Origin of the sequence: Gordonia sp. JH63 (assembly GCF_009856645.1) — a bacterium.
GTDB classification, from domain to species: Bacteria; Actinomycetota; Actinomycetes; order Mycobacteriales; family Mycobacteriaceae; genus Gordonia; species Gordonia hongkongensis.
On record NZ_CP047235.1, the window covers coordinates 3,055,719 to 3,073,815 of the forward strand.

An 18,097-nucleotide genomic window follows, 5' to 3' on the forward strand; every position below is an offset into this window, starting at 1 on the left:
TCAGGCGTTGTCGCCGCGCGACTCGGCCTCGCGGATCGCCGCGTCGATCCGCGGTCCGATCACCTCGAGCGCGTCGGTACCGACGATGCCGAGGTGATCGGCATCGACGTCGACACGGGTGACCCGCCCGCCGAGGAACGGTGTCCAGCGTCCGGCGGTGGTGTCCGGGTCGGCCTCCCCCGCCGCCGCGACGACGAGCATCGCGTCGCCGTCGTAGGTTCGGGGCCGATGGTCGACGGCACGTCGGGCCGACGTCGCCATCCGCTGGAGCATGCGGTCGAAGGCGGCGCCGTCGAGGAGCCCGAGGCCGACGACCCGCTCGCGGACCGCCGCCGCCATCGCGGCCGGATCGTCGGAGGCGGTCACCGCGTCGACGTCGATGACCGCTCGCCACCCGCCGAGCAGGTCCGCGACCGTGGCTCGCGCATCTTCCGCGGACACCTCGGCGCGCGCCGGCGCCCCGTCGGTCTCGAGTCCACCGCCGGTCTCGAGTTCGTCACCGGTCGCGGGATAGCTGTCGAGGAGGCCGAGGAACCCGACTTCGGCACCCTGCGAACGCAATTCGGCCGCCATCTCCTGGGCGATGAGCCCGCCGAGGGACCAACCGACGAGGTGGTAGGGCCCCTGCGGGACGATCGCCCGGATCTCGGCCACATACCGCGCGGCGAGTTCGCGGATCGACGTGGCGGCCGTGTCGCCGGCCACCACGAAGGGGTCCTGCAGACCGAAAACCGGCCGGTCGTCGAAATACGGTGTGAGACCGGCGAACAGCCACGCCAACCCGTCGGCGGGGTGGACGCAGAAGACCGGTTCGCGGCTGCCGTCCGCCCGTAGCGGCACGACCACCTGACCCCGCGGGTCGGCGGTGTCGGTGGATTCCTCGTGCGTCGCCTGAGCAGCGAGCCGGGCGCCGAGATCGCGCGGTGTGGGTCCGGCGAAGATCCATGCGACCTCGACGGGCAGTCCGGTCCGTCGCCGCAGCAGCGACACCAGCCGCACCGCCGACAGCGAGGTCCCGCCGAGGTCGAAGAAACCCTGGTCCGCGTCGGTCACCGCAGTCCCGGTGATCTCCGACATCGCTTCGGCCACCGTCACTTCCCAGCGGCCGGTCGGGGCCGCGGGCTCGGCGTCCTCGCGTCCCCCACCGGCTGCGGTCATGAGCGACGCGACCTCGCGGCGTCCGGGTCGCCCGTCCGCGCCGACCGGGATGGCGTCGACGACGCTGATCACCGTCGGGATACAGTGTGCGGGCAGCACTCTCGACAGCTCGCGTCGGAGGTCGGAGGCGCCGGGGCCGTCGCGGTCGACCACGACCCAGGCCCCCACCTCGACTCCGTCATCCGTCGGCTGACCGTCGGACGCCGACGCCACGACCGCCGCAGTGACGACGCCCGCCACGCCGTTGAGTGCCGCCTCCACCGCATCGAGATCCACTCGCCGCCCGCCGATCCGGGGGTGACGCTCGACCGGCCCGAGGATCTCCGGTCGTGTCGTCGAGGCGTCGACCCACCGCGCCCGCATACCCGTCGCGAGCAGCGAACCGTCTGCCGTGCGCTCGTGCAACTCACCCGGCACCCGCGCCGGTACCGCCCGGCCCGCGCTGTCGAGGATCAGCGACGCACCGTCAACGGCACCGGTCACATCGACCTCATCCAGCACCATGTCGATGTCACCGGTCACGGCGTCGAGCATGCCTAGGAAGACGTCGCGTATCGACGCAACCGTCTCGATGTCGAACAGCGCTGCGGCGTAGTCGATCTCGCCGACCAACTCGACAGCCGCACCGACGGACCGCTCCGCGAGACCGAGGGTGAGGTCGACCTTCGCCGGCGGCGGCCCCGGTTCGACGGCCACGACCTCGAGACCGTCCACGATGAGCGGCTCGGCGTCCGCGCCGATACCAGGCACCGCCGGTGTCCCGGACGACTCGCCGAGATAGTTGATCATGACCTGCACGAGCGGCGCGTGGGCGGTGGACCGGACCGGGGTGAGGTGCTCGACGAGGGTCTCGAACGGGATGTCGGCGTGCGCGAAGGCCGCGAGATCGGCGTCGCGGACCCGGCGGAGCAGGTCCTCGACCGTGTCCTCGGAGTGCACCGATGTGCGGAGCACCACGGTGTTGACGAACATCCCGATGAGCCCCGCCGTGGCCGCGTGCCCGCGACCGGAGATGGCGGCGCCGACGCTGATGTCCCGCACATCGGCCACACGGGCGAGTGCGGCGACGAAGGCGGCGTGACAGACCATGAACGGGGTCATGCCGTGCACGCGTGCGGTCGCCGCCACCGCCGCGCTGCGCTCCTCGCCGATCTGGAGGGGCAGCCGACCACCGGTGGGGTCGGCGATCGGTGGACGCGGACGGTCACCGGGGATCTCCAACGCGGCCGGAACGTCGGCCAGCGTCTCGGTCCAGAACGAGTACTGCGCCGCCATCGGTGAGGTCGGGTCGTCGAGGTCCCCGAGCACATCGCGTTGCCACAGCGCGTGATCGGCGTATGCGATCTCCGGTACGTCGATCGACCCGTCTTCGGGGCGTCGACCGTTGCGGTACCCACCGAGGAGCTCCGCGGCCAGGATCGCCAGGGACGCCGCATCGCCGGCTATGTGGTGCAGGACCAGCACGACTCGACACACCGGCGGCGACGCACCCTCCGCTGATACCAGCGACGTCACCACACGCAACGGCAGCTGCGTCGTCACGTCGAATCCCTCCGCGCACAACGCCATCGCGTCCTCGGGCGTCCCGGCCGATTCCCAGCGCAGTCGGGCCGCCGCCACCGAAGGATCGAGGATGTGCTGTAGCGGCACCCCGCCGTCGCCGAGCGGGTACACGGTCCGCAGCGGTTCGTGTCGCGTCATCACAGCCGCGACCGCGGCGCGTAGTGCGTCGACATCGAGGAATCCCCGGATGTCGAATGCCATCGGCATGTTGTACGTCGGGGACGTCACGTCGAACTGGTTGACGAACCACAGTCGCTGTTGCGCATACGACAACGGGATGCGCTCGGGCCGGGGCCGGGCGACGAGCGGATGGTCGGAGACCCGACGACGCGTGACGAGTTGCGCGAGCTCGCGGACCGTCGGGGTGCGGAAGAGGTCGCGCACATCGAGGTCGGTCCCGAGCTGCTCGCCGATCCGGGCGACGACCCGCATCGCGGCGAGCGAGTTGCCGCCCAGATCGAAGAACGGCGTCGTCACCGAGATCTCGTCGAGTCCCAGCACGTCGGCGACGACGACGGCCACCGCCCTTTCGACGGCGTCGGCGGGCGGCACCATCTCGACCGGCTCGCTCCGCGGCGCGGGCAGGGCCCGGCGGTCGAGTTTGCCGGTCGCGGTCACCGGGACCGAATCGAGGACCACCCACTGCGTCGGGTGCATGTACTGCGGCAACGCCTGCCGCAGATGCTCACGGATCGCGTCGAGATCGACACGGCCGGCGAGGTATCCGACCAGTGCATCACCCGCCGGACCGCTCCGGACGGTGACCGCCGCGTGTGAGATGCCGTCGACACGGGCGAGGACGGTCTCGATCTCCCCGAGCTCGATGCGCTGTCCGCGCAACTTCACCTGGAAGTCTGCCCGGCCGAGGTATTCGAGCGCACCGGAGGTGTTCCAGCGCACCAGGTCACCGGTCCGGTAGAGGCGCCCTCCGTGCGGGCCGGTGGGGTCGGCCACGAACCGTTCCGCGGTGAGGTCGGGCCGGGCGGCATAACCGCGCGCCAGCTGATCGCCGCCGACGTACAGCTCGCCGACCACCCCGACCGGCGCCGGGCGCAACCCGTCGTCCAGCACCCACGTGGTGGTGTTCGCGTTCGGGCGTCCGATCGGCACGATCACGTCGCCGGGGGCGAAGCGGTACGCCGTCACCTCGACGGCCGCCTCGGTCGGCCCGTAGAGGTTGTCGAGGTCCGCCTGCGGCACGAGCGCCGCCATGGCCTCGGCGGTGGCCGCCGGCAGTGCCTCGCCCGACGCGTTGACCCGCCGCAACGACGACAGTGCCGCGCGCCGCCGCGGGTGGTCGCCGATGTACTCGACGAACGCCGCCATCATCGACGGCACGAAGTGCACCGAGGTGACCCGATGCCGCTCGATCTCGGCGAGGACATGGGCCGGGTCGATGTGACGGCCGTCCTCGACGATGACGAGGCGGGCCCCGGCCATCAGCGGTTCGAACAACTCGGGGACGGACACGTCGAAGGTGACCGGCGTCTTGAGCAGAACGGCATCGTCGGGACGCAGCGGGGAACGCACCGCCATCCATGCGAGTCGGTTGAGTACGGCGCCGTGACTGACCGTGACCCCCTTCGGCGTTCCGGTCGAGCCGGACGTGAACAACGTGTAGAGGGCGTTGCCCGGACACGGTCGACGGAGTTCCGGCCGGGGACCCGAGCGGTCCTCCGGCGGGGCGTTTCCGTCGACGACGAGGGTCGGTACCGACAGATCGGACAGCGCGGACGGGGTCACCTCAGCGGTCAGGATGACCGCGATCGACGCGGCGTCGACCATCGCGGCGACTCGTTCGGGCGGAATCGACGGGTCGATGCTGACATAGCTGCCGCCGGCCATCACCACCGCGTGGATCGCGAGCACCAGCTCCACCGACCGCGGGATACACACGCCCACGGCCACTTCCGGACCCACGCCGTGTGCGGACATCGTCTCGGCCAGCTGGGTGATCCGGTCCATGAACTCGCGGTAGGTCACGGATCGCGCACCGGCCACCAGGGCCGTCGACTCCGGTGAACGTCGCGCGGCCGCCTCGATCGCATCGGTGACCGTCGACCACGGCACCGACAGATCGGGCCCCGCGACCAGTTCGGCGATCCGCGCGCGCTCGGCCGCGTCGGTCAGGTCGATGGCACCGACAGCCATGTCGTCGGCACCGACGACCGCCTCGAGGACCCTGGTCAAGCGGGTGATCACGGTGCGAGCGGTCGGATCGTCGAACAGGTCGGTGGCATAAACGATCTCGACGTCCCACGCGCCTCCGGGACGGATCGTCACCGCCACGGTCAGGTCGAGCTGGGTGGTGCCGGTGGACGCCTCGATCGGCTCGAAGGTCAGTTTCGCCGATCCCGAGGGGTCGGTCCCGACCGTTCCGGTGTCCTGATCGTGCAGCACCGACAGCATCACCTGGCTGATCGGGGCAAACGCCTCCGACCGGACCGGGGACAGTCGGTCCACCAGGTACTCGAACGGGACATCGGCGCGTGCGAGGGCGTTGATGTCGTCGACGCGCACCCGTTCGAGGAACTCCCCGACCGGCGTCCGGGGGTCGACGTCGGTGCGCAGGACCACGGTGTTGACGAACATGCCCACGAGGTCGTCGAGATGCGCATGGCCCCGTCCGGCAACCGGGGTGCTGATCACGATGTCGCGGGTCGCGGACAGCCTGGCCAGCACGATCGACAGCGCGGCGTGGACGACCATGAACTCGGTGGCCCCGTGGACGCGGGCCGTGTCCGCGATCCGCTGTGTCAGTTCGGTCGGGATGCCCGCGGTGACGCGACCGCCCCGTTGCGACGCGACCGCCGGTCGCGGCCGGTCCGTGGGCAGCGGGAGGAGGTCGGGGATCCCCGACAGTCGATTCACCCAGTAGCCGACCTGGCGACCGAGAACGGACTCCGGCGAGTCGATGTCCCCCAGCGTCTTCCGTTGCCACAGCGCGTGATCGGCGAACTGGATCGCCGGCGCGGCCGCCTCTGGCGCATGGCCCTCGGCACGCGTCAGATAGGCCCCCCACAGATCGGCGACGAGCGGCCTCATCGACTCACCGTCGGCGGCGATGTGATGCAGTACGACGATGAGGACGTGGTCGTCGGTGTCGATCCCACCGTCACCGACCGCGAACAGGCGAATACGCAGCGGCAGCTCGGAGGTGATGTCGAAGGCAGCATCACCGACGAGTGCGGCCGGGTCGGCGAGCTCCCGCGGAGCCGCGATGTCCTCCCACCGCAGGCGGGCCCGGGCCTCGTCGATCGGCAAGATGTGCTGCCGCGGTTCACCGCCCGGCGCCGGGAACACGGTCCGCAGCATCTCGTGGCGGGCCAGCAGGTCGACGACGGCGGCGCGTAGCGCACCCCGGTCGAGCCGGCCGCGGAGTCGGACGGCCATCGGAATGGTGTAGGCCCCCGAATTCGGATCCAACCGGTTCAGGAACCAGATCCGTTGCTGCGCATACGACAGTGGAATGTGCGCGGGCCGCGGATCGACACGGCGCAGCGGCGGCGGTCGCGACGCATCGTCGTAAGCGGCGTCGACGCGACGCGCGAGCAGGCGAACCGTCGGCGCCTCGAAGACGTCGCGGACACCGACGCGGACCCCGAAAGCGTCCCCCACGCGGGCACTCACACGCGTGGCCGACAACGAGTTGCCGCCGACGACGAAGAAGTCAGCGGTCACCGACACGTCATCGAGTCCGAGAACCTCGCCGACGATGGCCGCGAGTAACCGCTCGGTGTGCGTCGACGGCGGAACGCGTTCGGCGTCGACATTCGACGGCTCGATGGCGGGGAGGCCGGCCCGGTCGATCTTCCCGATCGGGCTGCGCGGCATGGAGTCGAGCACCGAGAGTGCCGCCGGGACCATGTGCGATGGCAGATGGGTCGCGAGATGTTCACGGAGGGCGGAGATCTCGACCGGCCGTTCGGGGTCGACGGGTTCGACGTAGCCGGCCAGCGAGGTCACCGGGTTCCCGACCCCGATGACCGCCGCCGTCCGCACCTGCGGGTGTGCGGTCAGGACGGCCTCGATCTCACCGAGTTCGAGCCGTTGTCCGCGCAATTTGACCTGGAAGTCGGCGCGGCCGACGTAGACCAATCCGCCGCTGCGGTCCCGGCGCACGAGATCCCCGGTCCGGTACATCCGCGTGCCCGGTGCCCCGTCGACGGCGGCGACGAAGCGCTCGGCGGTCAGCGCCGGCCGTCCGTGGTAACCGCGTGCGAGTTCGGGACCGGCGAGGTACAGCTCCCCGACGACCCCCGGCGGCACCGGATGCAGCCGCTCGTCCAGGACATGGGCGCTCGCGCCGGGGACCGGGCTGCCGAGGTGGACCGGCTCGTCGACGCCGATCGGGGCCGAGGTGACGCTGATGATCGTGGTCTCGGTTGGTCCGTAACCGTTGTGGAACCCCACGTGCGGGGCCCACCGGTCTTTCTCGGTGTCGGGGACGGCCTCGCCGCCGACGAGGACGTCGGTCATGGGTAGGCGACCGGGATCCGGCAACGACGCCGCCACCGACGTCACCAGGAAGGCGTGGGTGGTGCGGTGCGTCGTGACGAAGTCGGCCAGCTCGCGGCCTCCGTACACCTCGGGAGGCGCGACGACGAGCGTCGCAGCACTGCCGTAGGCACCGAGGACCTCGAGCATGGCGGCATCGAATGCGGGCGAGCTGATCGCCAGCCAGCGCGCATCGGGCCCGGATCGGTGCCGGTCGCGCAGCACCGCGCTGACACCCGCGAGGCCGCGGTGCGTCACGAGCACCCCCTTCGGCGTCCCGGTCGATCCGGAGGTGAAGATCATGTAGGCGCCGGAGTCGGGTGTCACCGGCCGGTTGCGACGCGGCGGGTCGAGCGCCCGGCGTCTGCGCAGGTCGGCGACGAGCGCCGAGTCGAGCAGCAGTCGCGGCGGCCACGTGGAGGCCGTGTCGGCGGCCGGCCCTTCCACACTCCCGTCGGTGAGCACCAGCACGGCGTTCGCGGCGTCCAGGACCCGAGCGATGCGTTCCGCGGGGTAGCGGGGGTCGATCGGGCAGTACACCGCACCGGTCTTGGCCACTGCCCACAATGCGAGCTGCGCCGTCGCCGAGCGCGGGAACGCACTGACGACCACGTCCTCCGGACCGATACCGCGGTCGATGAGGACCCTCGCGAGATGCGAACTCGCCGAATCGAGTTCGGCATAGGTCCAGACGTGTTCGGGGTCCGGGGCGACGGGGTCGACGACGGCCGGGTGGGTCGGACGCATCCGCGCCGCGTCGACGAGCAGGTCCGAGAGGAGTCCCGGAGCGGGATCGGGGTCGCCCGAGACGAGCGGGATCATCTCCTCGTCCGGGGTCAGCAGCTCGAGGTCCCCGACCGGCAGTGTGCTGTCGCCGACCGCGGACGTCAGTACGCCGACGAATCGGTCCGCGAGCCGGCGCGCGGCGGAGTCGTCGAAGAGGTCCGTTGCGTAGGTGAGCGAACCGCGCCACGGAGCCCCCTCGGCCGGGTCCGTCAGAACACCGAGGGTCAGGTCGAGTTTTGCCGAGTTGTCCTCGACGGCAACGGGTTCGACGTCGAGGCCGGCGATCTGCCCACCGGGGGCGCCGGGGGCGGCGAGATCGGACGTGGTGAGCAGCACCTGGACCAGTGGCGCATGGGACGCGGTGCGGGCCACCCCGAGTTCGTCGACGACGTCGTCGAAGGGCACGCCGGCGTGATCGAGGGCGTCGAGATCCACCTCGCGCACCACCCGCAGGAGGTCGGCGAACGGCTGTGCGGGGACGATCGGGGTCCGCAGCGCGACCGTGTTGACGAACATGCCGATCAAGTCGTCGGTGTCGCCGTCGCGGCCCGCGGCGGCGGTCCCGATGACGATGTCGCGACTCCCCGACAGCCGACCCAGCACCGCGGCGAGTGCGGCGTGGAGCACCATGAATGCGGTGGCGTCGCCGGCGCGGGCGAGGATGCCGACCCCCTGCGCGACGCGTCCGGGGATGACGAACTCGACGGTCGCACCCCACATGGTCGGCGTGGCCGGACGTGGATAGGTGGTCGGCAGATCCATGAGGACCGGGGCGCCGTCGAGCCGGCGGGCCCACCACTGCCGGTGCTCATCCTGCTCCTCCGATCGTCCGGCGGCCCGCAGGACATGATCGGCGTACTGGAGCGGGAGCGGCGGCCAGTCCGGACTTCGACCGTCGCGTCGTGCCGAGTACGCGGTGAGCAGATCGCGCGACAGCGCCCGACCCGACTCGCCGTCGGCGGCGATGTGATGGATGCTGACGGCCAGCAGCGCACTCGTACCGGGATCGACGAACACACGGGCGCGCACGGGCAGGTCACGGGTCAGGTCATATGGCTCGGCGGCGACGGCCAGCGCTTCGGACTCGGAATCCGCCACCGCCCAGTCGAATCCGGGATTCTCCGGATCGACGTCGTGGATTCGTTGCTCGGGGCGTCCGTCGCGGGACACCGGGTAGGTGGTCCGGAGAACCTCGTGACGCGCGACCACGTCCGCGAGCGCTCGACGGAGATGTTCGACCTCGACCGTGCCGCGGAGTCGGAATGCGAACGGGATGATGTACGACGCCACCGCCGGCTCGTACTGGTTGATGAACCACATGCGGCGCTGGGCGCTCGAGAGAGGCAAGACCGACGGACGGGCCGGTGCAGTCGACCGATCCGGGACTGCGGTTCCGGCCCCGGCGATGTCTGCCGCCTGAGTTCGACGCGCGAGATCCCGGACCGTCGGGGCGTCGAAGACGTCTCGCACCCGTACCGGGACGCCGAGCATCCGGGAGACGCGGGCCGCGAGTCGGGTCGCGGCCAGCGAGTTGCCGCCGAGATCGAAGAAGCTGTCGGTCACCGACACCGAGTCCGCGGCAGACAGCCCGAGCACGTCGGCGAAGACACCGGCGATCGCGACTTCGGCGTCGGTCTCGGGGAGCACGCGTTCGGCGGCGACGAAATCCGGCGCGGGCAGCGCCTTGCGGTCCACCTTGCCCGCGGTGTTCGACGGCAACGCGTCCAGGACGACCCAGGACGTGGGCCGCATGTACGCGGGTAGCTGCTCAGCCGTCGCGCTCAGCTTCTCGACGTCGACATCCGCTCCGGTGACGTGAGCCACGAGTTGTTCTCCCGCAGCGAGTTCCATGACCGAGACCACCACCTGGGCGACACCCGGCGTGGTGCCGAGGACGGTTTCGATCTCCCCCAACTCGATCCGCTGCCCCCGCAACTTCACCTGAAAATCAACACGACCCACATACTCCAACTCCCCCACACCACTCCACCGCACCCGATCACCCGTCCGATACAACCGCACACCCACCCCACCAAACGGATCCGCCACAAACCGCTCCGCAGTCAACCCCGCCCGCGACGCATACCCCCGCGCCACCTGCACACCACCCAGATACAACTCACCCACCACACCCACCGGCACCGGACGCAACCGCGAATCCAACACCCACACCGACACATTCGGCACCGCCCGACCAATCGGCACCACCACCTCACCACCCGACACCACATACGACGTCACATCCACCGCCGCCTCAGTCGGCCCATACAAATTCACCACCCGCACCCCCGGCACCAACCCCCGCAACCCCTCCACCGCACCCACACCCAACGCCTCACCCGAACAAAACACCTGACGCAACGACCCCAACCCCGAACCCAGCCCGCCCGAACCCAGCCGGCCCGAATCCTGCGGCACCGACTCCCCGAGAGCATCCACAAACACCGACAACATCGACGGCACAAAATGACACACCGACACCCCGAACCGCTCCACCACCGACGCCACATACCACGGATCCCGATGACCACCCGGCTCCGCCACCACCACCGAAGCACCAACCATCAACGGCCAGAACAACTCCCACACCGACACATCAAACGACACCGGCGTCTTCCACAACACCACATCCCGCCCCTGCAACCCGAACAACGACTGCATCCACCCCAACCGATTCACCACCGCAGCCTGCGACACCGTCACACCCTTCGGCCGACCCGTCGACCCAGACGTGAACAACGTGTACACACCCGCACCACCCGGCACCTCCCCCACACCCGACACCACCTCACCCAACAAACCCACACCCAACCCCTCACCAACCACCACACCATCAACCGAAACACCCACCCCCTCACCACAATCCACCACCACACGCCGCACACCCCCAACACCCACAACCCCCTCAACCCCCGCAACAACACTCCCCCCACCCACATCCCCCGCAACAACACTCCCCCCACCCACATCCCCCGCCCGCACCAACACCACACCCACACCCGCCGTCGACAACATGAACCCCACCCGCTCCGCAGGCGCATCCACCTCCACCGGCACATACCGACCACCCACAGCCACCACCGCATGCACCGCCACCAACAACTCCAACGACCGCGACATCACCACACCCACAGCCGAATCCACACCCACACCCAACCCCGACAACTCCCGCGCAACACCCCCCACCAACCCACCGAACTCCCCATACGACACCACCCGACCACCCACCCGCACCGCCACCGAACCCACCGACAACCCCACCCGCTCAGCAACCACCGACCCCACCGAACGACCCGACCACCCCAACCCCACCTCCACACCACGCGACCAACCCTCGATGGCGGCGCGCTCGGTGGCGTCGACGAGGTCGATGTCGCCGACGATCACGTCGGGATCGGCGAGGCCCGCGTCGAGGACGTCGACGATCCGCGCACCGATGCGTCGCACCGTAGGTTCGTCGAAGAGGTCGGTGGCGTACACGATCCGGCCGGCCAGGCCGGCGAGGGCACCGGCGTCGTCCCGATCGGCGGACATCCCGATCACGAGGTCGAACCGGGCAGCGGGCGCACCGGCCTCCACGGGCGTGATCGTCAGCCCCGGCGCGGACAACTCCCCCACCGGGGTCTGCTCGAGGGTCAACAGCACCTGGGTCAACGGCGCGAACGCCTCGCTGCGCGCCGGGGCGAGGGCATCGACGAGGTACTCGAAGGGCACGTCGGCCGCGGCGAACGCATCGAGGTCGGTGTCCCGCACCAACCGAATCAGTTCCTCGAACGTAGCCGAGGCGTCAACCTCCGTGCGTAGGACCAGAGTGTTGACGAACATGCCGATCAGGGCGTCGAGCTCGGTACGGCCACGGCCGGCCACCGGTGAACCGACCGCGATGTCCGACGTCCCCGACAACCGGGACAGGACAACCGCAACCGACGCGTGCAAGACCATGAACACGGTCACGCCGTGGGCGCGGGCGAACGCCTCGATGCGGGGTGCGAGACCCGCGGGCAGGTCGAGGTCCACCACCGCCCCGCGGAGGGACGCCACCGGCGGACGGGGTCGGTCGGTGGGCAACTCGAGAACCTCGGGCAGGCCGGCGAGGCGATCGCGCCACCAGCGCGACTGCCTGCCGAGTTCGGAGTCCGGGTCGTCGATCGAGCCCAGGGCGCGCTCCTGCCAGAGCGCGGCGTCCGCGTAGTGCACCGGGAGCGGAGGACGGACAGGCGCGCGACCCTCGACGCGGGACCGGTACGCGTGCAGGAGATCATCGACCAGGGGCGCCAGCGACTCGCCGTCGGCGGCGATGTGGTGCAGCACGACGACCAGCACGTGGTCGTGTGCACCGCGGTCGTCGGGATCGGATCCGAGGATGCCCGCACGGATCGGGAGGTCGCGGGTGACGTCGAACGGTTCCGCGGACAGCGTCTCCACCCCGGCGGTCCGCCACCACTGATCGACGGTGACGTCGTCAGCCGCTGCGATGTCCTGCCACGGTCGGCCATCCGCGCCCTGTGGGTAACGCGTCCTCAGCACCTCGTGCCGGTCGATCACATCAGCGAGTGCCGCGCGCAAGGCGACGACGTCGAGACGACCACGCACCCGTAGGGCGAACGGGATGTTGTAGGCCGGTGACCCCGGATCGAACTGGTTGATGAACCACATGCGTTGCTGCGCCGGCGACAACGGGAGGCGGGCAGGACGCGGGATCGAACCGAGGTCTGCTGTCTCGGTGGGTGAACCGCTGTTGTCGGTGCGACGGGTCGCGTCGACGAGAGCGGCCATCGCGCGCACGCTCGGCGCATCGAAGAGTTCACGAACGCCGAACGGCACACCGAACGCGTGGGCGACCCGCGCCGCCACCCGCGTGGCCGACAGTGAATGCCCACCGATGTCGAAGAAGCTGTCGGTCACCGAAATGGCCGTGGCGTCCCCACCGCGGCCGAGCACCTCGGCGACCATCGCGACGATCGTGTGTTCGGTGTCCGTGTCCGGTTCCACCCGTCGAGTGGAGAAGAGATCCGGTGCGGGCAGGGCTTTTCGGTCGACCTTACCCGCGGTGTTCAGCGGCAACGCGTCGAGCACCATGACGGTGTCGGGAACCATGTACGACGCGAGCCTGCGGGCGGCATGGTCTCGTAACCGCGACACCGCCGACTCGTCCGGTCCGGTGACGTACGCGACCAACCGGTCGTCGTGCACGACCGCGACTGCCGAGACCACGTCGTCGGCACTCGCGAGGACGGTTTCGATCTCCCCCAACTCGATCCGCTGCCCCCGCAACTTCACCTGAAAATCAACACGACCCACATACTCCAACTCACCCACACCACTCCACCGCACCCGATCACCCGTCCGATACAACCGCACACCCACCCCACCAAACGGATCCGCCACAAACCGCTCCGCAGTCAACCCCGCCCGCGACGCATACCCCCGCGCCACCTGCACACCACCCAGATACAACTCACCCACCACACCCACCGGCACCGGACGCAACCGCGAATCCAACACCCACACCGACACATTCGGCACCGCCCGACCAATCGGCACCACCACCTCACCACCCGACACCACATACGACGTCACATCCACCGCCGCCTCAGTCGGCCCATACAAATTCACCACCCGCACCCCCGGCACCAACCCCCGCAACCCCTCCACCGCACCCACACCCAACGCCTCACCCGAACAAAACACCTGACGCAACGACCCCAACCCCGAACCCAGCCCGCCCGAACCCAGCCGGCCCGAATCCTGCTGCACCGACTCCCCGAGAGCATCCACAAACACCGACAACATCGACGGCACAAAATGACACACCGACACCCCGAACCGCTCCACCACCGACGCCACATACCACGGATCCCGATGACCACCCGGCTCCGCCACCACCACCGAAGCACCAACCATCAACGGCCAGAACAACTCCCACACCGACACATCAAACGACACCGGCGTCTTCCACAACACCACATCCCGCCCCTGCAACCCGAACAACGACTGCATCCACCCCAACCGATTCACCACCGCAGCCTGCGACACCGTCACACCCTTCGGCCGACCCGTCGACCCAGACGTGAACAACGTGTACACACCCGCACCACCCGGCACCTCCCCCACACCCGACACCACCTCACCCAACAAACCCACACCCAACCCCTCACCAACCACCACACCATCAACCGAAACACCCACCCCCTCACCACAATCCACCACCACACGCCGCACACCCCCAACACCCACAACCCCCTCAACCCCCGCAACAACACTCCCCCCACCCACATCCCCCGCCCGCACCAACACCACACCCACACCCGCCGTCGACAACATGAACCCCACCCGCTCCGCAGGCGCATCCACCTCCACCGGCACATACCGACCACCCACAGCCACCACCGCATGCACCGCCACCAACAACTCCAACGACCGCGACATCACCACACCCACAGCCGAATCCACACCCACACCCAACCCCGACAACTCCCGCGCAACACCCCCCACCAACCCACCGAACTCCCCATACGACACCACCCGACCACCCACCCGCACCGCCACCGAACCCACCGACAACCCCACCCGCTCAGCAACCACCGACCCCACCGAACGACCCGACCACCCCAACCCCACCTCCACACCACGCGACCAACCCTCGACCGTCGGGCGCAGGGCAGTCGGCATCGGGTCGAGCGCGGCCACCGGCAGGGACGGGTCGTCGATCACCGCGTCGAGGAGGTCGGTCAGCATGGCGGCGACCGTCTCGGCGACACCCTCGCCGACGACGGACAGATCCGTCTTGACCGTGAGGCAGAGGTCGTCGCCCTCCGGTGCGGCGATGAGCGCGAGCGGATAGTGCGTGGCGTCGGACGTGCTCACGTCGCGGATCTCGAGGCCCGAGGTCCGCGACCCCGCCACGACCGTGTCCACGTCGACCGGATACGACTCGAAGACCACGAGGGTGTCGAACAGGCGCGCATGCCCGGTCGCCGCGGTGATGTCGCCGAGTCCGACGAACTGGTGGTCGAGCATGCGGGCGCGGGCGTGGTGCAGTTCACCGATGAGAGCGGCCAGCGATCGACCCGGTGCGACGTCGGCAACGACCGGCACGGTGTTGATGAACAGGCCGATCATGCCGTCGGCACCGTCGAGGTCGGCGGGCCGCCCCGACACCGTCTCACCGAAGACGACTCGTTGCTCGCCGGTGAAGCGGGACAACACGATCGACCACGCCGCATTCAGCACGGTGCTCGTCGTCGTGCCCAGCGTCCGCACCGTCCGTTCGAGGGCGCCCCGGGTGGTCGCGGACACCCGCGCCGTCACCTCGTGCCGCCGGGGCTCGCGGTCGGCACCGGGGTGCACCTGTGGACGGACCAGCGTCGGAACGATGTCGGCGAGATGCTCGCGCCAGGCGGTGATCGCGGTCGCGGCGTCGCGTCGGTCGAGCCAATCGAGGTAGGACTCGAAGTCACGTGCCGGCGTGATCGCCGGGCGGCCGAGGTGGGCCGCGAGGAGGTCGGCGACGAGAATCGGCCCCGACCATCCGTCCAGGATGATGTGGTGTGCGGTGATGACCAGTGTGTACGCCGGGCCCGTCACCGTGTCGTGGGACACCGCGGAGAACCGGATGAGCGGCGGGTCGTCCAGGACAAACGGGCGTCGTAGGTCCTCGTCGGCGATCTGCACGATCCGCGAGGCCGCGTCGGCCATGCTCAGACCGGTGAGGTCCACGCCGCGGAAGTCGGGTTCGGTCACCGCGGGATGATCGGCCGGGGGTACCACCACGACCAGCCGACCCGACGGTGTGCGGGTGAACCCCGAGCGCAGTACCCGTTGCCTGGTCAGTAGTTCGCGGACTGCCGGCAGGATCATGTCGGCGGGGTGAGCTCCGTCGAACTCGATGACCGACTGGGTCACATAGGGATCGACGCCGACCAGCCGCTGGGCCTCGTAGAAGAGCCCCTGTTGGAGCGGCGTCGGCGGCCAGATCGCGTAGCGGCCGCGCGTCCGTGCTGCGCGTGTCCGGGTGGCGAGCACGTGGTCGATGTCCGTCTGGTCGAGCCCGCCGATCACGTCGGTCTCGCTCGGACCCGGGTCGCCCACGGCATCCACATACGCGGCGAGCGAGGACAGTGCAGATTCCCAGCGATCGGCGATCCCGCCCAGCGCGGACTCGTCGAACAACCCCTCGGGTGCGGTGAGGTCCACTCGCAACTCCCGACCCCCCGCGGTCGCCACCGAGGCGGCCGTCACGGTCAGCGCCGCCAATGCGATCATGTCTCCCCGAACCGACGGCGGAAGCGGCGGCGCGTCCCCGATCGGCACGAAATCCGTTGCCGTCGAATCGGTGTCGTCGATGTCTCCGCCCCCGAGCAGACCCAGGTAATTGACCGTGATCGGCGGGAGGGGCCGGTGTCGCAGCGGCGAGCCGGGACGCAACCATCGCAGGGGCCCGAACGCGATGCCGTTGTCCGGCATTCGGGACTGAGTGTCTTTGAGCGCCTTGACCATCGTCGCCAGACGATGACCGGGGGTGACGTCCGCGACGGTCTCACCCCGAGCGGCTGTGCTGGTCGCCTCCACCGGCCCGGGGACGTCGACGCTCACGGGTACGAACGAGGTGAACCATCCGACCGTCTCGGTCAGGTCGGCGCCGGGTGCGATGCCCTCTTCGCGGCCGTGGTTCTCGATCACCATCGACACCGGACCGGACGCCGTGACCGGATCCCGCAGCGCGAATGCCACGGCCGCGGCCACCACGGTGTCCGGGCGCGCACCGAACGTCTCGGTGACCGTGCTCAAGACACGCTCGGCCAGACCGGCGCCGATGGTGCGGGACACCGAGATCGTGGTCGCGAGACGGTCCCGGGTCCGGTCGATCTCCCACTCCGCCGGGGTCGGCGGCAGCTGGCGCGACCACCACTCGATCTCCTCCGCGCGGTCGGCGAGTCCGGCCAGCACACCCGACCAGCGCCGGAACGAGGTGCCCGAGGCCGAAAGTCCCGGTGTCTCCCCGTTGCGGTACTGCCACCACGCGCGCCCCAGACCGGCCACGATGGTCGGCCACGACACGGCGTCGACGCCGACATGATGGGCGGCGACGACGAGTCGCCCGGTGCCGTCGGCGAAGCGGACGCCGATCGCCGCGACCAGTCGTCCCTCCGCCGGCGACAAGGTCGCGAGGGCGCGCGCGTGGGCGGCCCGGATGGCGCCGTCGAAGGAGCGCGCCGGCGTCGATGGCCGGCTCGATGTCGAGATGTCCGATCGGTCGAGGATCTCGACCGTGATGTCACCCGGGTCGCCGTCGCCCGCCACGACAGTCGGCTCCCCGACGGAGTCGGACCACAGCGAACCGACGGAGTCGGACCACAGCGAACCGACGGAGTCGGTGCGCAGCGATGCGGTCAGCATCGGATGGGCCGCGACGACCGCGGTCACCACCGCACGTACCGCGGCCTCGTCCGCCTCGACCGGGAGCGCAAGCACCGTGCTCTGCGAGAAGTCCGCGAGGTCGTCCGGGTCGTCGGCGAGGTCGAGCATCCACGCCAGGCCCGGGGTCATCCCGACCGGACCGATTGCCCCGCCCGGCATTTCGTCGAGTCCTTGGATCGCCTCCGTCTGTGCACGACGGGCCAGCTCACGGATGGTCGACGCCGCGAACACATCGCGCGGGGTCAGATGGAGCCCCGCGGCGCGCAGCATCGACGTGAGGCGGATGGATGCGATGGAGTCCCCGCCGAGTTCGAAGAACGACCGGGTCACCGCGACGTCCTCGACCCCGAGCAGTGATGCAACGACTGCTGCGACGGTCCGTTCCGCGTCGTCGGCGGGTGCGGCGTCGGCGTGGACGGCTTCCGACAACGGGTCGAAGCGAGGCGCCGGGAGCGATTTCCGGTCCAGTTTGCCGGTGCTGCCGAGCGGCGCTTCGGTCAGCGGCACCCACAGTGTCGGCCGCATGTACGCCGGCAACGACGCGGCCACCGCCTCCCGCGCGCGTGCGATGAACCCGTCCCCGTCCGGTCCGCCGCCGCCGGGTCCGATGAGATATCCCACCAAGTGGTCCGAACCGCCCGGGGCGCGCGCGACGGTGACCACGGCCTGGCGT

1 protein-coding gene (running past one end of the window) is annotated in these 18,097 nt (G+C 69.9%); it reads right to left on the reverse strand.

Translation table 11 applies throughout. The annotated features are described in order from the left end of the window. Positions 1-18,097, reverse strand: partial view of a non-ribosomal peptide synthase/polyketide synthase gene (locus GR168_RS13725; RefSeq protein WP_159370975.1) — the 3' portion only. 8,327 nt of this gene lie beyond the right edge of the window; the window shows 18,097 of its 26,424 coding nt (coding positions 8,328-26,424); its start codon lies beyond the right edge, outside the window; it ends in the stop codon at positions 1-3.